Below are 24,564 nucleotides of genomic sequence, written 5' to 3' on the forward strand. Positions count from 1 at the left end.
GTCACCTGGAGCAACGATGAACGATCGAGACCAGTCCGCTGAGGAGACAGCCCCACATTGCGGGAGAAGTTGTTCGTACGATGCGGACTGCACTGCAGCATCCGAGGTATGTCCAGCGTGGGGAGAGGTGACCGAATCGCATATCGTACTGGGATACGATTGAGAGCCCGATCGTCGTCTGCGCCGCGTGTTCCCGCTCCACCGGTGCGGTCTGGGAGGACCGCCGGATCTGCTCGCTCCCGCGTCTCTCCTTGCCAGGAGATCAGAGCCATTCCGAGTCGGTCGCGATGCGAACCGCGTGCAAACGGTTGCGTGCGTTGAGCTTGGTGACCGCTGCGGTGAGGTAGTTGCGCACGGTTCCCGCGGACAGATACAGCGAGGCGGCGATCTCGCCTGGGTCGTGCCCAGCGGAGGTCAACCGAAGAATTTGCAGTTCCCGTTGAGTCAAGGGGCACTCCTCGGTGTCCCATGCCTTCAGCGCCAACTCGGTTTCGATCGCTCGTCTTCCAACCGCGACCTCGCGCACCGAGGTCGCGAGTTTGTCCGCAGGAGCGTCCTTGAGCATGAAACCGTCGACGTGGTTGGCCAGGGCACGACGAATGGTCGCGGGCGTACCCAGGTTCGTCAGTATGAGAGTTCGGCAGTCGGGCAGTTCGGAGTGCAGCTCGGTGGCGACGGTGATGCCGTCCTTGCCGGGAAGGCTGATGTCGAGGATGGCCACGTCGGGACAGTGTTGTTTCGCCTGGGGCATGATCTCGTCACCGGTGGCGACCTCGGCGGCGACTTCGATGTCGGGTTCGAGACTCAGCAGCACTCCGAGCGCTCCACGTACCATGTGCATATCCTCGGCTAGCAGCACTCTGATCAACCGGCCTCCTCACTCTAACGTCGCCGTATATTTTCCCCCGCTGTGCATCTCGATGCTTCATACGAATGGAGCATAAGCATCTCGTACGGCCTCGTCTGCCTGGGCGTAAGAGCGTGGAGTTCGGTCATGATACGACGAACGGAAGTTGCGGGAAGACCTGTTCGAGGTCGCCTTCGTACTCGTCGAGCGTCGGTCGGCGAGGCGGTTGGGTCTGTGATCGGACAGAGCGTCAACCTGCCCCATGACGACTGGTCGCGCCAGAGCGCGCGGTGGACGGTCGGGCGGGACACGGAGCACCGCTCGATGGAATGGGTGGTCGTGCACTCGTCGGTGTCGTGCAGCACCGCGGTTGGGCTTGCTGTTTCGGCGGGAGCTTGCCTTGCGTGCACAAGTTCGGTCGTGGGGGTACCCACGTTTTCACCGTGACGATTCGGTGGCGGCTACGAGGAATGCTTCCGCGCAGATATGCGCTGTGCAGTCGTGCGTCGTCGAACGTGTCGGCGATATGAGCGCGGGCAGGATCGAAGACGGAGGCGAACGCCGCAGGCACTCGGTACAGGGCTCCTTTCCGGGGCGATGAGCCGGTTCTCAGCCGTGCCTCTCCACTGGGTGGCTGCGTCATGCGGCGTTGTTGGTTACCAACCGGTGTGTCTTCGGTGAAGATCCTGCGCCAGTAGTAGGGATGGGCGTCTTGCAGTCTTACCCAGGACACCTCGGTCGGCTCGTCGGCTGTGGGAACACGACCAGTCCCCCTGATCCGTGCCCGGCCAGCCCCTCCAAGCAGACGCCGCAGGGGCTCAGGACGACGGACCGGGAGTGTGTCTCGCAGCGGAGGCATACTGATGCCAAGACGGTCTTGTGCTGCTTGAGTGCCCCGCAGGAGGCACCGGTCTCGTGACGCACCTCAGCACTGGGGTTGAACCCGGTCGGGGCAGCGCTGGTGAGGATGGTCCCCTCCGCCAAGAGCATTCCAGCAACTCCTTCATCGCCTTCCGGGAAGCGGTCGCGTGCGGTTGCTTTCACATGGCCGGTGAGGTCGTCCAACCGGAGAGCAAGCGACTGAGTCATGAACTCGAAACTACTCACCACCGACAAGGAGTCCGAATCCGGTCGCGGAGGCCGCCGTGCTGGACAACGTGGTGAATCCGGCAACGAAGGAGTACAGGTTGCCGCCCCGAGAGGATAATACTTACAAGTACTTCTCGAATCGCCGTTGCGAGTGGACGGAAGACGCATCCAAGTAATTCTTGCCAATGGTACGTATCACGAGAGTGCCTCGTAGCACAGTACGATGCTATAATCGACCTCGGGCAGTTACCCAGCCGAGCACGGTAACCAAAACGGAATTCCAGCGGACCGCGTACGGAATATGGAGTACTTGCCCAGTCGTCAACTGGCAGTAACAGTGTTCACCTCACCACGACAAACGTTGCTCTGACTTCGGTAGTTGGGAGCCAACTTGACCGCAAGAGTGGGCCTCGGCGCGTTTCTCGACTTCGTGTGCAGCCGTTCGCAGGACTCGGTGCGGATGGTTCGCAGGCAACGACTCATGTACCTCGACCACAACAGCAAAGCATGGTTGTTCTACCAGCCGTTTCGAGCGGGGATACGGCGGGCTGTCAGCAGTCCGGACACCGGACACGTGATAAGCGAGGTGGTGACGAATGCCAACAGGTATCAGCTGCCGCACTTCCGTGAGCTCGAGGACGGATTTCGCCGTTGGCACCAAAGAAGCAGACCAGTCGGGTTGCCGGTGGATTCCTACTCCTGGCAGTGGGACGAGCTGGAGGTGAGGATCTCCAACCAGACCGTGTTCGGGCTGCGCTATCCCGACGGGACCGCCGAACTGGTCTTGCCGTACTTCAAGGAACCGGAACTGACGTCGCAGGACACCGCTCCGGTGCTGCGGATTCTCGAACGCAGTCGAAACGAGGTGCTTCCCGGCGCCACACCGATGGTGCTGGATGTTCGGCGTGGCAAACCGATACGGCTACGGACGAATACCAACCGCAACGATCTCGACATCGGTATCGCGGGTGAAGTCTCGAAGTATCTCACCCACTGGCAGGCGTCCGAAGCGGCATAAGCGACGAATCACCTCGGCGGGCGGCCTTTCCGACCGTCCGCCGACCGGTTCCGTCGGTCAAACTCGTCGCGCGGTGCTTCGGGCGGGAGTGAGCCGGGGTGACAGCAGTCGAATCTCGGGAGAGCGCACCCCTTGGAGTTCACGCATCGTCATCTCCACGGCGCTCCTTCCGATGTCTTCGGAAGGAAGCGGCACCGTGGTCAGCGGCACGGGGCGGTTCGCGGCCATCTCGTCGGGGGTGACAGCCACCACCGAGATGTCCTCCGGAATCCGCATGTCGCGGCTGTGCAGTTCGGACAGCAAGGGTGCGATTACCGCTTCGTTGTGCACCACCAGACCCGTCAGCTCCGGCTGGTCCGTGAGAATCCTGTCGAGGCAGTCGCGCACGCCCTCATAGGAAGGCACGCACGCCCGGCTGGTGGCGTGCACTCCGCGTTCCCGCGCGGCCGCGGTGAATCCCCGTAGGAACCGACCCGCGAAGCTGGTGCCACGTTCGTAGACCACGGGGGAGGGCCCGACCAAGGCGACTCGTTCGTGCCCGAGATCGGCCAGGTGACGCACGCACCGTTTCGCCGCGGCCGAGAAATCCAGATCCACGCAGGACAAATCACCCGGATCGTTGGGGAGCCCGATCAACACACCCGGACAGGACAACGACTGCAACACCCGCACCCGAGGATCCTCCTCCTCGACGTCCATCAGCAGCAGCGCGTCGGCCATCGCCGAATCAGCGACCCGCCGCAACCCGGCAGGTCCCTCGTCGTTGGTCAGCAGCAACACGTCGTAGTCGTAGTTCCGCGCGGTGGTGACCACCGAGTTGACGAAACCCATCAGAACCGGAACGTCTATGTCGGCGCGCAGCGGCATGATCAGCGCCAGCACACTGGTGCGGCTGCTGGCCAGCGCACGGGCCCCGGCGTGGGGGTGATACCCGAGCCGGTGGATGCTTGCCTCCACCCTGCGCTGCGTCTCCGAGGAGATCGAGCGCTTCCCGGACAGCACGTAGGAGACGGTGCTGGAGGAAACCCCCGCGTCCCGGGCCACGTCGGCGATGGAGACCATCTCGTCCTCCGGTGTGGTGCGTCGAACCGCATCGAACGATACCGTGCCGAGCGGTACCGCCGGTCCGGCTCGCACCCCGACGGCGCTGTCGCTCGGCGACAGTGGCGCTCGGCGGAAGAACCTGGCTGGCAACACCGCTCCCCGGGATCGTACTTCGCTCGAGGTGCACGCCTTCGTCCTCATGCGGTTCGTCGGTGCGGATCGAAGCGGTTCACCCGTGGACGGCTCGGCCCCGCGCGAAATCGCGCCGAGCGCACCAACCGCCGAGTGTGAACAGCCGGCGCGGTGGTGGTCGAGTCCCCGCGCACCTGAGCACCACGGCTCGAGGAAACCCCCGCCGCGTAGTGGCTACCTCTCCAGTCGGAACTCGGCGAGACGGGCCCCACCTTCGAAAACGAGGTAGAGATCGTGGCGGCCGTGTACCCGCGCCAGCCGGGACCGCACCGTCCGGTAGGCGTGTTCGCCGCCGGTGGCCGGAACGCGCAAACTCCCGATCCGCCTCCCCGTCGGACCGCCCAGTCGTACGCGCACGCGCGCGGTGCTCGCGGAGTCATTGGCCACCAGCGCGGTGATCGCGCTCGCGCCCCCCGCGAGGTCGACGTCGCGGAAGTGGATCCAGCCCCCTTCATCCGAGGCGGTGACCGTGGTGTCGCGTTGTTTCGTCCGTTCGGTGAGCGTGATGTTCGAATAGTCGTCGAAATTGACCGCTCTCGTCCACCGGTACGGATCCCGCGGCGGGATGGTCTCGCCCAGCACCCGCAGTGTGAGTCGCCTGCGGACATCGGTGCTGGAAGCACCGAGCATCAGATCGTGCTTCGCCGCTTCGACCACCCACTTCTCCCTGGTGACGTCCCAATGCGCGAGATCGGCGGCACGTAGTGTGAAAGTCACGGTCCGGCGCTCGCCCGCTGCCAGGCTGACTCTGCGGAAGGCACGCAACCGTTTCCGCGGCTGCGGATCACGGGACTCCCGCTGGTGCGTGTACAGCTGCACCACCTCGTCGCCGGCTCGTCGGCCGGTGTTGCCGATCGTGACGCTGACGCCGACCTCGCCGTCGGAGTGGATCAACGGGGTACTCGTGCGGGCCGAGGTGTACTCGAAGGAGGTGTAGGACAGGCCGTGCCCGAAGGGATACAGCGGTGTCGCGGTGGAGTACTGGTAGGTGCGTTCGGCCTTGACGATGTCGTAGTCGAGGATGTCGGCGAGGTCGTCGGCGGAGCGAGGCCAGGTCTGGGTGAGCCGCCCGGCGGGGTTGGCCGCGCCGAAGAGCACGTCGGCCAGCGCGTTGCCCGTTTCCGCACCGGCGTGCGTGGTCCACACGATCGCGGGCACGTTGTCCTGCGCCCAGGTGATCGTGGTGGGATAGCTGTTCTGCAGCACCAGCACGGTGCTGGGATTGGCCCGGTGCACCCGTTCCAGCACCGCTTGCTGTGTCGGAGCCAGATTCATGTCCTGCCGGTCGTCGTTCTCCCGTCCGTTGATGAACGGCATGCTGCCCGCCACGACGATCGCCACGTCGGCGCCGGTGGCGGCTTCGACCGCGGCCTCGCTCCCGCTGCGCACCACTTCGCGGGTGAAGGTGGTCGCGGCACTCGGTGAGGAGGCGGTGACACGCAACCGCCCCTCGCCGTCGACGACGACGTAGGTACTGTCCCCGAACCACGACTCCCCGGTGTCGTTGCCCGCGTACCGCAGCACACAGCCCCCGTCGTGGTCGATCAGCTCGAACTGCTGCCGCACGTACCAGCCGTTGGGCTGCTCGGCGTCGTTGACCAGGGTGCTGTTCGCGCCGAAGGAGACGTACTTGCCGTTGGACACCGCGCGCAGTGTCACGATCCCCTCGCCCCAACCGAACACGTCGAACCGAGTCGCCGCGTCGGGTCCCGAGGTGACCACCAGTGGCTCCTCGCCACTCGTGGCGGTCACGTAGCTCCCGTTCGGCGTTCGCAGCGCGATCCTGTCGACCCCTTCGGTCGAGGAGAGGGTGGTGTTCGGTCCGAGCGCGGCGGTGATGCCGCTGAGCGGAGTCACCTCGTAGGGCAGATCAGCGGAGTACCAGTCGGTGTAGAGGGTCTCGCTGAGCTGGCCGATCACCGCGACGCGCCGCACTCGACGCCGGTCCAGTGGTAACGCGTCCCGGTCGTTCTTCAGCAGCACGATCGCCTCGGTCGCGGTTGTTCTGGCCAACGCCCGATGGGCGGGGCTGTCCACGACTCGTTTGTCGATCCGGCCGTAGGGCCCCCCGTGCGGATCGAACTCGCCGAGCCGGAAGCGCAGGTCCAGTATGTGACGGACGGCCTCGTCCACGTCGTTCTCGGTGAGCAGCTTTCGTTCGAGTGCGATCTTGATCGCGGTAATGGTCTTGCCGGAATCGGTGCCGTCGACGGTGAAACTGTCCAGTCCGGCCTGCAGGATCGCCGCGTCGGCCTCCGGCTGGGTCGGGTAGTAGTCCTGCGCACCGGTGAGGTTGTTCGGCCCGCCCGCGTCGGTGACGTTGCACAGTGTTCGCCGTGCCCAGCCCCGCACCACCTCGTCGATGTCGTGGTGGACGGTCATCGGCCTGCCGTTGACCAGGTTGTAGGCAGACATCACCCCGGTGGCGGCGTCCGCCGACAGGGTCTGCCGGAAAGCGGCCTCGTAGTACTCGTGTCTGACCCGTGGCGGCAGCATCGACGAGGTGGTGTGCCGATGCACCTCGTTGTTGTTGGCCAGGTAGTGCTTGAGTACCGGTGCGGCGCGTATCCGATCGGGATCATCACCCTGGAGACCGCGCCCGTAGGCGGTGGAGATCGCACCGGTGAGGTGTGGGTCCTCGGAATACCCCTCCTCGTTGCGGCCCCATCTCGGATCGCGCAGCAGGTTCACCGTCGGCGCCCACAGTTGCAGCCCCCAGATCTCGGGGGACTCGGCGTGGTATCCCCGGGCTTCGGTGCCGACGGCCGCACCGACACGTTCGATCAGTTCGGGATCCCACGTGCTGGCCAGCCCGATGGCCTGGGGGAACACCGTGGCAGTCGCGGTGACCACCGCACCGTCCGCCGCTTTGTCGTTGGACCAGGCGAGACCGTGCAGCGCCTCGGTCCCGGTTTTGAACGCCGCGATGCCCAGCCGGGGAACGGCCGGCTGGTACTGATGCAGCATGGCGATCTTCTCGTCGAGAGTCAGCCTGCCCAACAGGTCCTCGATCCGTGTTCCTCGGGCGAGGGCGGAGTCACGGAACCCGGATGTGCCGACCGGCTCGGCAGAGACACCGGGTGCGTCACCCCCTGCCAACGCCGATCCGGCGGCGAGACCGGCGGCCAGGGACAACACACGGCGGCGGGAGAGCAGATGGGGCGGAACGGAACGCATGGACGCAACCCACTTCCCGAAAGTGTCGAACATGAATCGAATCGATTCGATTGTTTTCGGCGACTTCGCTTACACGACAAAAACGATGACGGGAACTGTGGCACCAAGACGCCTGCAGGTCAACAGCTCTTTTTGCAGGAATGCGCCTTTCCTCCAAATGCTTCCCGAGTGCTGTCTTGTGCGATGCGCCATACTGAACTAGCGTCGTTTCTGTTGGATCAATCGATGCGCTTCGACGATCCGCACTGTTGAGGTTATCGACGGACGCTCCGACAGCACTACCGCGCGAAATGGTTCGTAGTCAGTGAGAGAACTCCGCTACATCCCGGGCCGGGACATATCTTCGGACCCCTGCCTTCCGTGATCGCCGCGGTCGTGCGTCGCCTTCGCGCCCGAAACGACAACCGGCGACAGCACTGGAGAAACAGCATGCGACTGTCCCGAGTGGCCGTCACGTGTGTGGCCGTTCTCGCCACCCTCGGCCTGACCACCACCGCCCATGCCGCCGCGTGGGACTCCTCGGCCAAGTACGCCACCTGGTCCGACGGTGCCTACACCGTGCGCAACAACGTGTGGGGAAGCGGAGTGGGCCCCCAGTCGATCTGGGCGAACTCCCACGGAAACTGGGGAGTGTGGGCCGACCATCCCGATACCGGCGGGGTCAAGTCCTATCCGCACTCGGCCAGGGCCATCAACACCCCCGTCAGTGATCTCGGCAACCTGACCAGCGAATTCGACGTAACGGTCCCGAACTCCGGGGCGTATGCCACCGCCTACGACATCTGGGTCGACGACCACAGCTACGAGATCATGCTCTGGATGAATCAACACGGTGCCGTGGGACCGATCGGTTCCCGGGTGGCCACCGTGGACGTCGGCGGCCACACCTGGAACGTGCACCGGGGATCCAATGGCTCCAACGAGGTGTTCTCCTTCGTCCGGCAGGCGGATACGACCGCGGCCACCGTGGACATCGACTCGGTGATGTCCTGGATCGTCGAACGGGGATGGCTCGAGGCCCAGGCCTCGGTCGGCGAGGTCCAGTTCGGTTTCGAGATCACCAGCTCCAGCGATGGACTGGATCTCGTAACCAATGACTACTCGGTGACGTCCGGCTGAGAAACCGTTGACCACCGACTTCGTCGGACTCGGCCCCGGAGCGAGCCGCGACTTCACTCCCAAGAACGGCACCACGTGTTGTGAGGGGACGGGTCTGGAAAACGCGACGAAGTACCAGGACTCGGTCTATTTCGCACGTGAGGATCGAAGCGCGCTCTACGTGAACCTCTACCTGCCTTCGACACTGCGGTGGAGCTCCAGGGAAGTGACGATCGAGCAGGTAGCGAGTTTTCGTACGAGCAGCACAGCAGGTTACGGGTGACCGGTTCGGCACGGTTCGAACTGCACTTGCGCGTTTCGGAATTGGTGGGCCCCGGTTTCGCCGTCCGGATCAACGGGGCCCGTCAACCGGTCGAGGCCAGTGAGCGGGGCTACGCCGTCCTCTCGCGGGAGTGGCGAAGCGGCGACGCTGTCGACGTGGAACTTCCGTTCCAACTGCGCGCGGGACGAACGTTCCGAATTCCTCCGGCTCACGTTGTACGACACGGCGCGGCTGTCCGGGGATCTGTCGCCAGCGTTGAGCGAATTGCCGGACAAACCACTGCACTTCCTGATCGGAGAGGTGGAGCTGGCGCCGTTCTTCGAGGCGACCACCGATGCCTACCACGCCTACTTCTGCAGGCAGGAGCCGCGAATCGTGTTCGACTCGGTGGACTCCGGTGTGCGGAACCGGCAGGGCCCGGCACGTCTCGGGCCCGGACGACTGGCTGGAGGCCAGGGCCGGGTCACGGGGTGGAGGTCCGAGTTGGAGGGGGCGGGTATCGATCCTCCCGACGTGCTTCGTGGCGCCTGGAGTCCCGCTTCCGGCCACGTCAACGGACAACTCCTGGCCAAGCGTTCCGACGTGGGTGCCGTGTTCGTCGCCAACGACCAGATGGCGCTGGGGTGCTTCACGCCTTTCACGAACGCGGTGTGCGCGTACCGGCGGACGTGCTGGTGGCCGGATTCGACGACAGTCCCGACTCCGCCTATTTCACCCCGCCGCTGACCACGGTCCGGCAGAACTTCGACGCGGTGGGGCGGCGCAGCATGGACGTGCTGCTGCAGCGGATCAACAGCCCCGCTGAGACCGCCACGCGCGTCGTCATCCGACCGGAACTGGTCGCCAGGCAGAGCACGATCGGCAGGTTGCGAACACCTCCCGCTCGGTGAGGGGTCGTATCCGGCGTGACCTGGAGCGGTTCTGTACCGACGAGCACGGTCGCTGGTGAGCCGTCTCTGGTGTGCTTGCGCCGTGTCAGAAGCCGGTGCTGGTCAAGTTTGGAACAAAGTAGTGACCTTTTTCGATTTCCTCGAACAGGCCTGGCTGGGTGGGGACCCAGTCGATGACCTCTCGGGTGTGGGCGCTCGAGACCGGGGTGTCGGACTTGAGGAACATCCCGAGGATCCCGAAGTGCTCGTCGACCAGCCCCATCGGCACCGGACGCACCGGGAGATCGAGGTGACGACCGATGGCCTGGGCGATCTCGCGCAGCGGTATGCCCTCCTCGGCCACCGCGTGCAGATATCCGGTCGCCCCGAGCTCGGTTGCCAAACGGAAGAGCCTGGCAGTGTCCCGGACGTGCACTGCCGACCAGCGGGCCGAACCGTCGCCGGGGTACCCCGAGAAGCCCTTCTCGCGGGCTATCCGAATGAGGGTCGGGATGAACCCGTGGTCGCCTTCGCCGTGGTTGATCGGGGCCAGACGCAGCACCGAGGGACGCAGCCCTCGCTCGGTGAGGGCGAGTGCGGCGTCATCCGAGGGCTGTCGCGCGGCGATCAGAGTGTCCACCGCGGGACGATCTCGCTCGGTGGCCGGGACGCCGTTTCGCGCGAGTCCAACAGTGCCGGTGGCGGTTGCGATGGTGCCGCCGGTGGGAAGTGCCTTGCCCAGGGTCTGGATCGTGGCCACATCGGAAGCGACGGCGTCGTCCATCCGCCCGGCGTAGGCGAGGTCGACGGGGAAAGCGAGGTGGATCACGGCGTCGGACGCTGCGGCCGCGTCGCGCAGCACGTCGGGATCGTTGAGGGTGCCGCGGACCGGCGTGGCACCCGCAGCCGTGACGGCGGCCGCCGAGGCCTTCGAGCGGGCGAGGCCGGTGACCTGGTTTCCAGCGGCAACGAGTTCGGGGACGACGGCGGAGCCGACCCAGCCCGAGGCTCCGGTGACGAATACGTGCATGGGGATCCCTTCCAGCAGATTATGTCAGAGACTGACATGACCCTACGCTTCATGTCAGCGACTGTCATCACTAGACTGCGGGTATGGGTCGTTGGCAACCGGATGCCGAGGAGCGCTTGCAACGCGCCGCGCTGGAGCTGATCGCCGACCGGGGCTACGACCAGACCACCGTCGCCGAGATCGCCGTGGCCGCGGGCTTGACCGAGCGCACCTTCTTCCGGTACTTCGCTGACAAGCGCGAAGTGCTCTTCGCCAGTCAGGACCGCTTCATCGCCCTGGTTGTCGACGCCCTGATCGCAGCGCCACCTGACCTGGCGCCGCTCGAGGCCGTCGTCACCGCGTTCGGGGCGAGCACCACGTGGTTCGACGAGCGACGCGCTCTGGCCCAAGCTCGCCAGGGCGTGATCGACGCGCACCCGGACTTGCAGGAACGCGAGCTGGCCAAGATCGCGAAGTTGAGCACGGCAATGACGCAGGCGCTCAGCGACCGAGGAGTATCCGAGCCACAGGCCGCTCTCGCCGCTGCAGCCGGAGTAGCCGCATTTCGGTTCGGCTTCGCCCAGTGGCTCGCCGACGCGGACGGCCACGATCTCGAGTCGCACGTCCTGTCGGGCGTCGATGAGTTGCGCAAGGTCATCGCCATCTGAAGACCCGGTCTACGGAATCCGACACTGAGGCCAGGGTCTGCGCGCAGGCCGCCTGCGCGCCTCGCTTGCCCGTGCTCGTCGAGCATGGCCGGAGGACTCTGTTCATCGACGTCGAGTTCGGCGGCTACCGCCGTACCGGCCCGTGGGGCGTTCCCCAAGACTTCAGCTCCCCCGCCCCACGACGCGTTCGGTACAGCCACGTTGGCGTGCGTGCGGGGCGTCAGAGGTTGACATGCTCTCCGCCGAGGTGGCGTTGAAGCTCGTCCATCGGCAGCAGATCGACGCGGCGCGCCGTATCAGACAGCTCCCCACCACCCACCGACGAAACCCGCAAGCACGAACCCTGTAGTCGTGCGAATTCGCGACGGACGCATCCGACTCGGCGCCGGTGTCGTGGCCGCGTTTCAACGGTCCGACTGGTCCGGCGAAGCAGTCGACGTCGGTGCTCGCTCGCATCGCGCCCGAACCCGTGGGGAACACCCTCCGCGGCAGCTATTCCAGCTCGCCCGGCAGCAGACTGGACATCACGCTGTCGCGGCGCCCACCCTGGAAGCACATGTGCGAGCGCAGCACGCCCTCGCGCACGAACCCGCATCGCTCGGCGACGCGCTGGGACGCGGTGTTGTCTGGCGCGCAGGTCAGCTCCAAGCGGGCGAGGGTGAGGTGATCGAACACCCAGCGCGCCAGCAGCCGCAGTGTCCGCGTGGCCGCACCGCGCCCGCGCGTCCCTCCCGAGCCAGTAGCCGACCGTTGCACGAGACTGCTCGAGGTCGACGTCGTACACCAACGCTCCGCCCCGGACGTGGTCGAGGTCGGCCGCGTCGACCAGAGCGAAGTTGAGCACCTCCCCGCGAAGCCGCGTTTCCTACTGTGCTTCGAAGTTCTCGACGACGTGCGCTTCGGTGAGCGGTTCGACGAGCGGCCAGGAAAAGCGCAGGCACAACAGTTCGGAGAAGCCGTCGAACCACTGTGACAGGTCGGAACGACGCCAAGGGCGCAACGCGACGACCTCATCGGCGAGCGGAGGGCCGGGGAACTGCAATGCTGCTATGACCGGAGGTTAATACCTGGGCCGGACCTGGTCACACGAATACCAGGATCTCGATGCTACGCGAGGCGCTGGTTACCCTTCCGGTCCGTCCACGCTGGTCAGCGGCAGGATGGAAGGGCGGTTCCGAAACGGCCGTGGTCGTCGGCACCATCCGTGGACGGCACACGGGCCAACTTCGCGCCGATGTTCCTCGAACTCGAGCTCCGGATGGAGCAGTACCGATGCCGCCGAGCAGCGGATTGGTATCGGGAGCGCTCACAAGCATGCTACGAGCGTACGAACTGCATCGTTCACGTTCCTGTGAGGAGCCTCCATGTCGCATCGAGCGACCGGTCGCCGACTCCGGCGATCGCTGCCCGCCGTGGCGGGCATGGCCGTGGTCACGCTGCTGACCGGCGCACTTGCCCCCGCCGCGGCGCACACCACGCAGCACCACGATCATCACCCGCACCATCCGCGGCCGTCCGTGACGGAGCGGGTGGACGAGCTGATGTCACGCATGTCCTTACAGGACAAACTGGGACAGATGGTTCAGATCACGCGGGACGCGGCCAGTCCCGCCGAGGTTGCCGAACTCCGGATCGGCTCCGTGCTCAGCGGGGGCGGCTCCGCGCCGAGCCCCAACACGCCCGAGGCCTGGGCCGACATGTACGACCGGTATCAGAGCGCCGCGCTCGACACTCCGCTGGGCATTCCGATTCTGTACGGCGTCGATGCCGTGCACGGTCACAACAACGTGCGGGGAGCCACGATCTTTCCGCACAACGTCGGCCTCGGTGCCACGCGCAATCCCGAGCTGGTGCGCCGGATCGGCGCCGCGACCGCCGAAGAGGTGGCGGCCACGGGCATCGACTGGACGTTCTCACCGTGCCTGTGCGTGGCTCGGGACGACCGCTGGGGCAGGACCTACGAGTCCTTCGGGGAGACCCCGGAACTGGCCTCGGCGATGAGCAGCGAGATCTCCGGATATCAGGGAGCCACGCTGGGTGGGGACCCGACCTCGATCATGGCCACGGCCAAGCACTACGTGGGTGACGGTGGAACGACCGGTGGAACCGACCAGGGGAACACCCAGCTCAGCGAACAGGAACTGCGTCGGATCCATCTCCAGCCGTTCCGCGAAGCCATCGAACGCGATGTGGGATCGGTCATGGTTTCCTACAGCAGCTGGAACGGCGACAAGCTGCACGAGCACGAGTACCTGATCAACGACGTACTCAAGGGTGAACTCGGTTTCGACGGCCTCGTGCTGTCCGATTACAACGCGATTCACCAGCTCGACGGCAACGACAGCACGCTCACGGCAGCCGAGGTGCGGCGTTCCGTCAACGCGGGCCTGGACATGATCATGCTGTCCAAGGACCACGAGAAGTTCCTGGGCCACCTGCGGCAGGAAGTGGAGTCCGGACGCATTCCGATGCAGCGCATCAACGATGCCACCCGTCGTGTGCTGACCAAGAAGTTCCAGCTCCGGTTGTTCGAGCACCCGTACGCTCAGCGCGATCTGCTGTCGACGGTGGGAAGTACCGAGCACCGTGAACTGGCACGGCAAGCGGTCCGCGAATCGCAGGTGCTGCTCAAGAACGAGGGCGTGCTGCCGCTGTCATCGGGAACGGACAAGCTCTTCGTGGCCGGTTCCAACGCCGACGACATCGGGAACCAGAGTGGCGGTTGGACCATCTCCTGGCAGGGATCAAGCGGTGACATCACCGAGGGCACCACGATCCTGGAAGGGATTCGCGAGGTTTCGGACTCCTCGGTAACTTACAACCGCCACGGTGACGGAATCGACGGTAGTTACGACGCTGCCATCGCGGTCGTGGGGGAGAAGCCCTACGCCGAGTACCAGGGAGACCGCCCCAACGGGCTCGAACTCTCCCAGGAGGACCTGAACACCATCGCCAAGCTGCGCTCCTCCGGCGTGCCCGTGATCGTGGTGCTCGCCTCGGGGCGTCCGATGGACATCGCGTCCGAAGTCGGTAACTGGGACGCGCTGCTGGCCTCCTGGCTCCCCGGCACCCAAGGGGGCGGGGTGGCCGACGTGCTGTTCGGCAAGCACAACCCCACGGGCAAACTTCCGATGACCTGGATGCGCTCGTTCGAGCAGCAACCGATCAACCGGGGGGACGGTAAGGATCCGCTATATCCCTACGGCTACGGGCTCAGTTATCGCGACTAGCTGCCCGTGAGCGGCCCGGCGTTCCGGCCCGATGGTCCAGCTCCGGGCCGGAACGCCGTTTCCACACGGTGTTCTCCGACCGAACTCAGCGACCGAGCCAGCCGAGCAGCAGATCCACATAGGCGAGATTCACGACGATGTGAACCGCGATGACGATCCAGATGTTGCGGTACCGGGACCACAGGTAGCCACAGAACACCCCGAACAGTCCTTGGTAAACCAGCACCGTGGCCAGCCCGGTGACCACCGATCCGGAGTGCAGATGGGTGGGCAGGTGCATCGCGGCGAACAGCAGCGATGCCACCGTGATCGCGGGCCACCGCCCCAGCAGGCTTTCCAGCCGGGTCTGCAGGAAACCGCGGTAGAAGATCTCCTCAAGAACACCGGCGGTGAGCAGCGTCACCAACGATACCACCGCCAGAGTCACCGGATCCGGCAACGCGGCGGCAGGGTAGGGCGGCGGTGCCAGTGAGCTGACTCGTGACAGGTAGAACCACGCCAGGACAGCAGGCAGCGGGGCCAGCCAACGCAGCCGGGGCACTCGGACCACTACCGCGGCGGAGTGCGGCTGTCCCCTTCGAAGGAGCCGGAAAGCGACAAGCGGCACCACGAGGAACAGCAGTACTTTCAGTATCGCGTACCACAGTCCGCGGGATATGCCCGTGGGCAGCACGGCTATCACGATGGGAAACGCGAGGGCTGCTACCAGCAGCACCCACATCTGCCGGAACACCAGTGCCCGCGGGGAACGCGAGAGCGGGTCGGTTTCGGCGAGGCCGAGTGGCAGCACCCGCGTCAGCACAATCCCGACCAGCGGCGGCAGCATCGCCTGCCACAGCGTCATGGGAGGCGCGCCCTCGTCCGAGGACCCAGGAAAGCTGGTGTTTCCGGTGAGGAGTAGCCACAGCGGCGCGGCCACCAGCACGGCGAGTCCGCACATCGTCAGCGCTCGTGCTGTTCTTCTCGTGAATGTCGAAGTTCGTGCGCCATCGTCGTCGACGGTGTCGAAATCCCCCACCGACGGGTGCATACCGTCCTGTTCCTTCCCTCGGATCCAACACTGCCCCTCGATTCGGCCAACCGCGCACCGCGTATCGCGAAACCCCAGCGCATCACCACGGCCGGGGTCGAGTACGGATCGGTTCTCCGCGGCCGCGCTACGAGCGTTGCGCGTCACTCCTCCCGCACCGGGGGAGTCGCGTGCCGTGCCGTCGATCGTAGAGGCAATGCGGGTTGCCGTAGGGCTGTTCGGCCCCACAACCCGAAGGCGGTTCAACAACGGATCTTGCATCTTCACGGAGCTGGATTGGCCTGGGATCCGAAGCGTTGTTTCTCGGCCGCGTCGTCCTACGAGATTTCCCGTGGTACCAAGACGGTTGTGCCGGGATCACTCTTCACTGTGGCGGGACGGGCTCATCCGTGCCGTTTCCGCGGCGACCTCGGCGAGCATGGCCATACCCGAGTACACCTCGGTGAATCGGGTGCTCAACGGTGACAGTCCGATGCGGATCCCGTCGGGCGCCCGGAAATCGGGAACCACGCCGCGCCGACGCAGTTCTTCGTTGACCCTGGCGAAATCGGCGCGGCACAGCGTGATGTGTCCGCCTCGACGGCAGTGCTCACGTGGGGAGGCGAGCCGCACTCCCAGTGGCGACACCCAGGCATCGGCGAGCTCCAGCGCGAAGTCGCTCAGCAGCAGCGACTTCGCGCGTATCGCGTCGATGCCCGCCTGTTCGAGCAGCTCCACACCGCTCAGTAACGGCACCATCCCCAGTACGGGTGGCGTGCCGCTGAGTACGCCCCGTATTCCCGGAGCCGGCTCGTGGCCGGGACCCATCGCGAAGGGGGAGCGGTGCCCCATCCACCCTTGGACGGGTTGGCGGAGGTTGTGCTGGTGACGACCGTTCACGTACGCGAAAGCCGGTGCGCCGGGACCGCCGTTGAGATACTTGTAGCCGCAGCCGACGGCGAAATCCACATCCCAGTCGTCGAGTTCCACGGGTACCGATCCCGCCGAGTGACTCAGGTCCCAGAGTGCGAGCGCTCCGGCTTCGTGCGCGAGTCGCGTTATGGCCGCGGCGTCGGCGAGGTAACCGGAGCGGTAGGCCACATGGCTGAACACGACCAGCGCAGTGTTCGGACCGACCGCGTTCGCGACCTGTTCGGCCGTGATACCCGCGGCCGGATCGGTCTCGATCCATCGCAGCGTCAGATCGTGTTCGTCGGCGATACCTTCGACGACATAGCGGTCGGTGGGAAAGTTGTCGGTGTCCAGCAGGATCTCCCGACGCTCGGGGCGGATGTGCAGCGCCGCTCGCGCCAGTTTGTACAGCAGCACGGTCGTCGAGTCGGCCACCACGAGTTGCCCGGGTGCCGCCCCCAGCACGGCTTCGCCGAGCCGATCTCCGACAGTGGTGGGCCAGTCGAGCCATCCGTCGTCCCATCCTCGGATCAGTCGTGCTCGCCACTGGTGGCGGACGAAGTGCTCCATGCGCTCGGCGGTCACGGCGGGGGGACGTCCCAGTGAGTTTCCGTCGAAGTAGGCGACGATGTCGTCGTCGGTCGGCAGGAAGCGGTTCGGATAGTCACCGAGTGGGTCGGCCTCGTCGAGTTCGCGTGCCTTGGCCGCGAAGCCTGTCCGGTCAGTCATGAGCGCGATCCTTTCCGAGATCCTCCCCGACGGTGTCTCCCACCACCCGCGCCGTCGACAGCGCCGTGGCCAACCCGGCCGGGTCGGCATCCAGCCCCTCGGGAATGACGCACGGTGGTGCACACAGGTCCGGATCGGTCATGGCCAGCAGCACGTCGTCGACCGACATGCCGGCTTGTTGCATCGCCGTGATCTCGCGAGCGTTGACGCCGAGCGGCAGCGGACCGTTGCCCAGGTCGGTGCCGTAGCGCACCGTGCCACCGTGCTCCCGGAAACGGCGCAGGTTGTCCTGCGCGCACTCGAGCTCCGCCGTGTGGTGACCGTGACCGTGGATGTCCAGCGTACTGATCCAAACCATGTCGCGGGCCGCGGCCAGTGCTGCCTCGTCGACCCGCTCGGTCCAGGGTACGTGGGCGAGCCGGTCGACACCGTGCGACAACACCGTCGCGAACGTATCGGCCCCTTCCGCGTGCGCGACGACGTCGAGGCCGTGCTCGTGGGCGGTGTCCACGATCACCCGCAACACGTCGTCCTCCAGCACCGGCCCGGCACGGGTGTGCAGGGTGATTTTGATCGATTTCGCACCGAGGTCCCGTTGTTCGGCCACGGCGAGGCGTGCGTCGCGTCCGGAAGTCACCTGGCGGTAGAGGTCCGGCTGCGCCCAATCCCTTGTGCTCGGATAACCCCCTGGTGCGGTGAGCATCGCCCCGGCGAACCGGCATACCGGCAGGGACGGGTCCTCGTGGGCGAGCAGTTCGGCGATCCGGGTCGGGCCGCTGCCGAGATCGTCGACTCGCGCGATTCCGCCGGCTCGTACTTTTCGTAGCTCGACCAGTCCGGAGTGCACGTGCGCGTCGTGAAGTCCTGGCAGCAACGTCCCAGGAAGACGCGTTGCCCGTGCCGACTCCGGCACTTGGTCCCTCGCGCGTGGTGGTCCGGCCGGGAGACCGCCGTGCAACGGCAACGCGCACCGGCCCCACCACGTGTCCTGCCCCCACCAGGCGGAATCGGCGAGCAGCCAGCGGTACTCGGTCATGCACCTCCGGTCTCGGACTCGTCGCGGAGCACACCCGTTCCGGCACTCCGGCTTGACTACTCTTCCGGCAGGGCTGGCGTGCTCGACCTGGCTCTGACGGACTCGGTAAGGATACGTCGGACAGTGGCGATTCCGACAGTTTCAGACCCGAAAACTCCTCTCACGTGGTCGGAAAGTTCCGCAACCGGCGAGCCCTTCCTACCGTCGGGCGTTTCGCGTGGTCTCGGGGAGCACCCGCCGTCGGCGGACGAGCAGGGTGAGCACGCCTGCAGCGGTGATACCGCCCAGGTTGATCAGCAGCTGCAGCACGGCTTCGCCACAATGGGTCCAGTGGCCTGCGACGGCGGCGAGCGCGGCGAAACCGGCTGCGGGCACGGTCGTCACGGAGATGAACACCCCGATGAGGGTGCCGGATTTCTCGGAGGTCAACGCGAGCATGCCCGCGGCTCCGGCCAGCAGTGCGATGACGATCGAGTAGGGCTCGATGTGGTAGATGAAGGACGCCGTGCGTAGCCCCCGAGCTCGCCCAGGTCGAAAATACCGACCTCACGCCCCAAAATGGCCAGGACGACGGTGACGAGGATCGAGACGGGATAGCCGAGGCCGAGCGCGACGCCTGCGCGGCTTACCAGGTCGCGACGACTGCCGACGGTGGCTACGGCGAGTGCTGCCGGTGGGCCGAAGTCAGGGCTGACGACCATGGCGCCGACGGTGGTGCTGGCCGAGTCGGTGAGCACACCGACCGCGGCCAGCAGGCAGGCCAGGGTGAGAAACGCCAGGAAGATGCCGTCGAGCCGGGATTCCTCACCGGTGATCGCTACCAGTTCGTCCCAAATCACCGCGTCGGCGGGTCGGCCGGGGTGGCGGCTTCGACGGTCTCGCCGACTCGCGTCGACGAGCTGTGGATGGAACCAAACGTTTCGTATAAGATGCGGCGCCACCACTCGTACAGTTGCGGGATACCGTGTTCTGGAGGCCCCGTGTTCGTTCCGTTCAGCGTCTCCGACTTCATCGATCGTGCCGCTCAGGTCTACGCGGACCGCGTCGGTGTCGTCGACGAACCCGACCAGCCGGCACCTTCCCTCGGTGAGTTGACCTATCGCGATTTCGCGGGTCTTGCGACCCGGCAGGCCGCCCACCTCGATGAACTCGGTATCGGAGTGGGGGAGCGGGTGGCCGTTGTCAGCCACAACAGCGCGCGGCTGCTCACCGCTTTCTTCGGTGTGGCGGGGACGGGGCGGGTGCTCGTCCCCATCAATTTCCGGTTGCGCCCCGACGAGGTGCGCTACATCGTCGAGCACTCCGGCGCGCGGGCGCTGTACGTGGATCCCGCCCTGGAGGAGGAACTCGGGGAGGTGACGGCCGAGCACCGCTACACGCTCGGCCGGGACGACGACCTGTACGCACCCCCCGGTGCCGAGCCACGCACCTGGCAGCCGGACGAGAACGCCACCGCCTGCATCAACTACACCTCCGGCACGACGGCCCGCCCGAAGGGCGTGCAGATCACCCACCGCAACATCTGGGTCAACGCGCTGACGTTCGGGCTGCACGCGGGCTTGACCGACCGCGACGTGTACCTGCACACCCTGCCGATGTTTCATGCCAACGGGTGGGGGATGCCGTTCGCCACCACCGGCCTCGGTATCAAGCAGGTCGTGCTGCGCAAGGTGGACGGAACCGAGATTCTGCGACGTGTCCGTGACCACGGGGTCACCGTCATGTGCGCGGCCCCGGCCGTCGTCGCGGCTGTGCTCGACGCGGCCCGCGATTGGGAGGGGGAGATTCCCGGCCGCGGCAGCGTTCGGATCATCGTGGCCGGTGCACCGCCTCCCACCAGGACGGTGGCGCGGGTGGAAGAGGAGCTCGGTTGGGAATTCGTCCAGATCTACGGACTCACCGAGACGTCCCCGCTGCTGACCATCAACCGTTCCCGTGCCGAGTGGGACGACCTCGCCCCCGAGGACCGGGCCGCCAAGCTCGTCAGGGCCGGTGCTCCCGCGCTGGGAGTGCGGTTGGCAGTCTCCTCCGAGGCGGACAACGAAGGCGAGGTCCTGGCTCGCTCCAACGTCGTGCTCGACAGTTACTGGCAACAGCCCGAGGAGACCGCCGCGGTGCTGCGGGACGGTTGGTTCCATACCGGTGACGGCGGCACCATCGGTGAGGACGGTTATCTCACGATCAGCGACCGCAAGAAGGACGTCATCATCACCGGTGGCGAGAACGTCTCCTCGATCGAGGTGGAGGACGTTCTCTTCTCGCACCCAGCGGTCTCGGAAGTCGCTGTCATCGGCGTGCCCAGCGACAAGTGGGGTGAGACCATCAAGGCACTCGTGGTGCTGTCCCCCGATGCCGAGGAACCGACCGAAAGCGAACTGATCAGCTGGTGCAAGCAGCGAGCCGCAGGCTACAAAGCCCCCACGTCGGTCGAGTTCCGCGACGAGCTCTCGCGTACCGCCACCGGTAAGCTCCAGAAGTTCAAGCTGCGCGCTCCGTACTGGACGGAGGAGTAACGTCTCCGAAATTCAAGCAGCGAGGTGGCCGAGGAGCCCGGCAGTGTTCGTTTTCGGGGACGGTCTGCACAGCGGTGACTACACCGAAGGGGACAGTGCTGTCGCCCACGGCGCCACGGTCGACCCGGGAAAAGCCCCGGAGTCCGGGGAGGACTCCGAGGAGTAGTCCGCCAGGGTGAATCGTGGGAGCAGGCTTGACCTTCTCCTCGGCTGGCCACCACGTCCTGATGGGCGGCAAGCTTCGTGGGGCAGCCGCCCGTCATCGGTGCTGAACCGAGCCGGCTTTTCAAACCGCCCGGTGCCCTGGTGTGCCGTCACGCGTCACCGCGAGTCGTCGGTGAGCGATTCGGTTCACAGCGAGTATGCCGCATCGGCTACAAGGCGAATCGCCACTCGCTCCACAGCCGGCCGTATGCCGACATGCTCCCGCGCTTGTCCTCGCTTTCGGTACCCAAGCGGTCCAGCCAGTTCATCCGGACGAACAACACCTCGGGACGTACTCCCGCTCAGAACTACGAGTTCCTCTTCTGCTCCAACAAAGCAAGACGAGCAGGCGAACGGCGTGGCGATTATTCGTCACCGTGACTTTATTTCCTCGTAGAATCCTCCTCCCGTTAGTCAGTCTTCTTCGTCCTCGTTCGGTTCCGGCGTGGGGTCTGTGACCTCGGTACTCGATTGCAGAGTGGTGGCGACGAGGTCGGCGGCGCTGCGTTCGGGATGACGGGCCGCGTGGTTGTAGACGCTCTGGGTGGTGGCGATGCTGGTGTGGCCGAGGTCGGCCTGGACATCGGCGAGGGCGGCGCCTGCCTCGACAGCGGTGGTGACGTAGAAGTGGCGCAGCGCATGGGGGTGGAGCGCTTCGGCGATGTCGTGCAGTTCGGGGCTGGTGGCCGCCAGTCTGCGCAGCAACTGCCACAGCCCCTGGCGACTGCACCGCCGGCCACTACGAGTGCTGAGCAGGGGTTGGGGCCCGGAGAGGGTCTGGCCGCGAGGGGCGGGGCGGTTGCTCTGCTGCATGGAATCGCGGGTGTGGAGGTAGTCGGTCAGGGTGATCTCGACGCTCTCGGGAAGGTAGACGATGCGGGGCTTGTCGCCTTTGCCGGGGACGCGCAGCGCGCGGCGACCGCGTGTGGTGTGCAGGTCGGAACGGTTGAGGGCACACATCTCACTGACGCGCAGCCCCAGGGTCAGCAGGGCCACCACGGTGGTGGCGCGGGCGGTGTCCTGCGTGGAGGCACCGCGTCGGGGAGTGGCCGCGGCGGTGTAGAGGGCGCGTACCTGTTCCACGGTGAGGTTCAGCGCGTGGCCGGTCTCGCGGTTTCCGGACAGCCCGAGGCGGCGCCGGTTGATCGCTGCCGGATTACCGCTGGTCAAACCGGTCTCGGCGAGGTGGGCATAGAGGGCTTTGAGGGTGGCGAGCATGCGTTCGCGGGTGGTGCGGGCCGCCTCGGCGGTGGCCAGTTCGTCCAGCCAGGCTTTGACGTGGGCGCTGTGGGCGGCCAAAGGGTCGATCCGGTGGGCGGCGCACCACCGCAGCCAGTGCAGTTCGCGTAGTTTTCCGGGGGCCGCAGGTGGGGGGCGCCGGGTGACTGTCGGTGTCGGTGTCCGCGGGTCGAGTCCGAGGACTGCGCCGTAGGCATCCACCGTGGCACCCCAACCGGGTGGCCCTGATCCCAGGGTGGCCCAGTCGGCCAGTTCCTCGGGCCCCGCGGGCAAGCCGAGGCCGGTGGCGTAGGTGCGTCGGGTGGCGACGTTGCCGTAGCCGGCCAGCCAGTCGGCGATGGCAGCCAGCAGGCGTACCGGTTGTTCGGCGCCGGGCCATGGTTCATGGGCGGCCCCGCTTCGTGGCGTCTTCGTTGCGGCGGGGCTCAACCCCCTGGCGTTAGTCATTTTCACCTTTCGGATCCTCGTGTGGCTCGCTCTGTTGAGGTTAGCAACAAAACAACACTTTCGTAGCAAAGGTAGTTATGAATAGCGAAACTCTAAACCAAAGTTGCGATATATATAACTCAAAACTAGGCTGAGGGTCATGGACACCGCCACCGACGACACGGCCCCGCAGGGCCGGTGCAAGCTGGCCGCCTGCCGCGCCCCACTTCCTCCCGCCGGCCCCCGCGGTGGCCGACCGCCCGAGTACTGCCCGGACCGCACCTGGCCCGGCGGCAAGACCTGCAAACAACTCGCCGCCGCCCAATCCGCCCTGCACGAGGCCTTCGGCGACGCCCCCGGGACCACGCTGGACAGCGCGGCCGGCGACTTCGCCCGTGCCGCCGACGCGCTGGCCACTCCACTGTCCGAACTGCACACCGCTCTGGAACAAGTGCGCGGCCAGGTCACCGAGGAACTGACCACCGCCGCGGCCACCGCCACCAGCGCGCGCACCGACGCCGCCGAGGCCCGCGAGACCGCCCAGCTCGCGGAGAACGCTCGCGCCGAGGCCGAACAGGCCCAAGCACTCGCCGAGCAAGCCCGCTCCGAGGCCGAAACCGCCGCGGCCGAAGCACGCGGCGAAGCCGAGCAGGCACGAGCCGAAGCCGAACAGGCCCGCTCGGAGCGAGCCACCGCCCTCGACGCACAGCACCGAGCCGAGACCCGGGCCGCCGCACACGAAGCCACCGCGGCAGCCGCCACCGACCGCGCCACCACAGCCGAGGAGCGCGCCGCGACCGCGGCCAACGAGCTGACTCAGGCTCGTGAACGCATCGCCGCCCTGGAGGCCGAACGCGACGCGTTGCGGTCCACGCTGGAGAGCGAACGGCGAACGCACGCGGCCACCGAGGCGGACCTCCGGCAGGCCCGCGACACCGCCCAGACGGCCGCCCAGGCCGCTGAGACCCGCGTCGAGCAGACCCAAAACCACCTCGAGAAGGTCCAAGCCCGCGCAGAGAACGCCGAGAACCGCGCCGAACAGGCCGAAACCCAACTCGCCCACGCCCACCAGCGAGCCACCGACACCGCTGCCGACGCCGCCACCGCCCGGGCAACCGCCGAGACCCTCACCACCGAGTTGACCCAAACCAGGACTCGGCTACGGAACCTGCACGAGATCCTGCTCGAGCCGCACGAGACCGACGAACATCTCCGGAACCGCCTGCTCTCGGCACTACTCCAAGACCAGCCCGAACAGCCCCCAGACCCCGAGGAGACCGGCACACCTCCGACCGAAGGCGCACCATGAGCACCCACGGTCATTCCACCTGCTGATCACAGGTCCTCAGCACGGCATCGGCGGCGGCGAAGCTCCCCGGTTCCGGTGTCAGGCGGCAGGGTAGTGCTCGCTCGATCGCGGTTTGTTCCGGTGTGTTCGGAGTCCGTGGGGCGCTAACCTGTCGAGATATGCGCCGGATCGCGGTCGTCGGGAGTGGTGGGGCGGGGAAAACGACGTTCGCTCGTGAGCTCGGGCGACGAACGGGGATTCCCGTGGTCAGCCTCGACGAGTTCTACTGGCGTCCCGGCTGGCGCCGTCCCGACCGCCAGTGGTGGCGTGGGCGGCAGAAACAGCTTTTGGCCGGACAGTCCTGGATCGCCGACGGCAACTACTGGTCCACGCTCGACATCCGGTTGAGTCGGGCCGACACGGTTATCGTCCTCGACCGGCCTCGCCGGGTGTGTCTGCTGCGGGTGCTGTGGCGGAACTGCCGATATCACGGGCAAGCCGCGCAGGCCGAGGGCTGCCCGGAACGCATCTCGTGGGGCTTCCTGAGCTATCTGTGGTCCTTTCCCCGGCAGCACCGGCCGCGCCTGCTCGCCGAGATCGACCGGCACGCGCCCACCCGCGTGATACGACTACGGTCGAACCGGGACACGCGGCGGTTCCTCGCCGCAATGTAACCGGTGTGCG

Annotated in this window: 22 protein-coding genes; 10 read left to right on the plus strand and 12 right to left on the minus strand. The window is 66.3% G+C overall.

Annotated features, from left to right (window positions below):
• Positions 1-262: 262 nt before the first annotated feature.
• Positions 263-868, minus strand: coding sequence for a response regulator transcription factor (locus BLR41_RS06515; protein WP_092627069.1), 606 nt, complete (start codon positions 866-868; stop codon positions 263-265).
• Positions 869-2,327: 1,459 nt separating this feature from the next.
• Here BLR41_RS06515 and BLR41_RS06525 point away from each other — a divergent pair.
• Complete coding sequence (locus tag BLR41_RS06525; protein ID WP_143013015.1) at positions 2,328-2,954, plus strand: hypothetical protein; 627 nt, start codon at positions 2,328-2,330, stop codon at positions 2,952-2,954.
• Between the two features lie 57 nt (positions 2,955-3,011).
• On the opposite strand, the gene BLR41_RS06530 is transcribed toward BLR41_RS06525, so the two are convergent.
• Complete coding sequence (locus BLR41_RS06530; protein WP_092627234.1) at positions 3,012-4,016, minus strand: LacI family DNA-binding transcriptional regulator; 1,005 nt, start codon at positions 4,014-4,016, stop codon at positions 3,012-3,014.
• Positions 4,017-4,364: 348 nt separating this feature from the next.
• Positions 4,365-7,367 carry a glycoside hydrolase family 3 C-terminal domain-containing protein gene (locus BLR41_RS06535; RefSeq protein ID WP_092627235.1) on the minus strand — a complete coding sequence of 1,001 codons (3,003 nt, stop codon included), beginning with the start codon at positions 7,365-7,367 and terminating at the stop codon, positions 4,365-4,367.
• A 429-nt stretch (positions 7,368-7,796) separates the two neighbouring features.
• Here BLR41_RS06535 and BLR41_RS06540 point away from each other — a divergent pair, with 429 nt between their 5' ends.
• From BLR41_RS06540 to BLR41_RS23825, 3 genes are read left to right on the plus strand one after another with little or no spacing between them, the layout of a single operon-like run.
• Positions 7,797-8,486: a GH12 family glycosyl hydrolase domain-containing protein gene (locus BLR41_RS06540; RefSeq protein ID WP_092627071.1), complete on the plus strand. Its 690-nt coding sequence runs from the start codon at positions 7,797-7,799 to the stop codon at positions 8,484-8,486.
• A gap of 7 nt (positions 8,487-8,493) precedes the next feature.
• Positions 8,494-8,748, plus strand: a complete 255-nt coding sequence (locus tag BLR41_RS23385; protein WP_342745333.1) for a hypothetical protein — start codon at positions 8,494-8,496, stop codon at positions 8,746-8,748.
• Entirely contained in the window at positions 8,745-9,638 is an 894-nt protein-coding gene (locus BLR41_RS23825; protein ID WP_342745334.1) for a substrate-binding domain-containing protein, read from the plus strand. Before BLR41_RS23385 ends, BLR41_RS23825 begins: the two co-directional genes overlap by 4 nt.
• Positions 9,639-9,723: 85 nt before the next feature.
• On the opposite strand, the gene BLR41_RS06555 is transcribed toward BLR41_RS23825, so the two are convergent.
• Positions 9,724-10,647, minus strand: coding sequence for an SDR family oxidoreductase (locus BLR41_RS06555; protein WP_092627072.1), 924 nt, complete (start codon positions 10,645-10,647; stop codon positions 9,724-9,726).
• A gap of 83 nt (positions 10,648-10,730) precedes the next feature.
• On the opposite strand from BLR41_RS06555, the gene BLR41_RS06560 reads away from it, so the two are divergent.
• Positions 10,731-11,294, plus strand: coding sequence for a TetR family transcriptional regulator (locus BLR41_RS06560; protein ID WP_092627073.1), 564 nt, complete (start codon positions 10,731-10,733; stop codon positions 11,292-11,294).
• A gap of 492 nt (positions 11,295-11,786) precedes the next feature.
• Here BLR41_RS06560 and BLR41_RS23400 read toward each other — a convergent pair whose 3' ends face one another.
• Together BLR41_RS23400 and BLR41_RS23405 are read right to left on the minus strand one after the other, a co-directional pair.
• Entirely contained in the window at positions 11,787-12,050 is a 264-nt protein-coding gene (locus BLR41_RS23400; RefSeq protein ID WP_245693935.1) for a GNAT family N-acetyltransferase, read from the minus strand.
• Between the two features lie 109 nt (positions 12,051-12,159).
• On the minus strand, positions 12,160-12,336 hold the full coding sequence (locus BLR41_RS23405) for a hypothetical protein (protein WP_245693936.1): 177 nt from the start codon (positions 12,334-12,336) through the stop codon (positions 12,160-12,162).
• 322 nt (positions 12,337-12,658) lie between these two features.
• Between BLR41_RS23405 and BLR41_RS06570 the strand changes: the two genes are divergently transcribed.
• A complete protein-coding gene (locus BLR41_RS06570; protein WP_245693937.1) occupies positions 12,659-14,524 on the plus strand; it encodes a glycoside hydrolase family 3 protein in 1,866 nt (621 codons plus the stop codon).
• Between the two features lie 85 nt (positions 14,525-14,609).
• Here the strand turns inward: BLR41_RS06570 and BLR41_RS06575 are convergent, their stop codons facing one another.
• From BLR41_RS06575 to BLR41_RS23645, 5 genes are all read right to left on the minus strand, one after another.
• On the minus strand, positions 14,610-15,464 hold the full coding sequence (locus BLR41_RS06575; RefSeq protein WP_176797853.1) for a CPBP family intramembrane glutamic endopeptidase: 855 nt from the start codon (positions 15,462-15,464) through the stop codon (positions 14,610-14,612).
• Between the two features lie 447 nt (positions 15,465-15,911).
• Positions 15,912-17,174 carry a kynureninase gene (kynU, locus tag BLR41_RS06580; RefSeq protein WP_092627075.1) on the minus strand — a complete coding sequence of 421 codons (1,263 nt, stop codon included), beginning with the start codon at positions 17,172-17,174 and terminating at the stop codon, positions 15,912-15,914.
• Positions 17,167-18,210, minus strand: a complete 1,044-nt coding sequence (locus BLR41_RS06585) for an amidohydrolase family protein (RefSeq protein WP_092627076.1) — start codon at positions 18,208-18,210, stop codon at positions 17,167-17,169. Before BLR41_RS06585 ends, kynU begins: the two co-directional genes overlap by 8 nt.
• Before the next feature lie 198 nt (positions 18,211-18,408).
• Positions 18,409-18,705, minus strand: a complete 297-nt coding sequence (locus BLR41_RS23640) for a DUF389 domain-containing protein (protein WP_092627077.1) — start codon at positions 18,703-18,705, stop codon at positions 18,409-18,411.
• Entirely contained in the window at positions 18,636-19,049 is a 414-nt protein-coding gene (locus BLR41_RS23645; protein ID WP_092627078.1) for a DUF389 domain-containing protein, read from the minus strand. Before BLR41_RS23645 ends, BLR41_RS23640 begins: the two co-directional genes overlap by 70 nt.
• A 141-nt stretch (positions 19,050-19,190) precedes the next feature.
• On the opposite strand from BLR41_RS23645, the gene BLR41_RS06600 reads away from it, so the two are divergent.
• Complete coding sequence (locus tag BLR41_RS06600) at positions 19,191-20,723, plus strand: AMP-binding protein (protein WP_092627079.1); 1,533 nt, start codon at positions 19,191-19,193, stop codon at positions 20,721-20,723.
• Between the two features lie 43 nt (positions 20,724-20,766).
• Entirely contained in the window at positions 20,767-20,889 is a 123-nt protein-coding gene (locus BLR41_RS23650; RefSeq protein ID WP_281240939.1) for a hypothetical protein, read from the plus strand.
• Between the two features lie 452 nt (positions 20,890-21,341).
• Here BLR41_RS23650 and BLR41_RS06605 read toward each other — a convergent pair whose 3' ends face one another.
• Positions 21,342-22,613 carry a tyrosine-type recombinase/integrase gene (locus BLR41_RS06605; RefSeq protein WP_092627080.1) on the minus strand — a complete coding sequence of 424 codons (1,272 nt, stop codon included), beginning with the start codon at positions 22,611-22,613 and terminating at the stop codon, positions 21,342-21,344.
• Between the two features lie 139 nt (positions 22,614-22,752).
• On the opposite strand from BLR41_RS06605, the gene BLR41_RS06610 reads away from it, so the two are divergent.
• Both BLR41_RS06610 and BLR41_RS06615 read left to right on the plus strand, forming a co-directional pair.
• A complete protein-coding gene (locus BLR41_RS06610; RefSeq protein WP_092627081.1) occupies positions 22,753-23,901 on the plus strand; it encodes a hypothetical protein in 1,149 nt (382 codons plus the stop codon).
• A gap of 242 nt (positions 23,902-24,143) precedes the next feature.
• Positions 24,144-24,554 (plus strand): P-loop NTPase family protein, encoded by a 411-nt coding sequence (locus tag BLR41_RS06615; protein ID WP_143013016.1) that lies wholly within the window; start codon positions 24,144-24,146, stop codon positions 24,552-24,554.
• Positions 24,555-24,564: the final 10 nt, after the last annotated feature.

Source organism: Actinopolyspora mzabensis (assembly GCF_900101095.1).
Lineage (GTDB): Bacteria > Actinomycetota > Actinomycetes > Mycobacteriales > Pseudonocardiaceae > Actinopolyspora > Actinopolyspora mzabensis.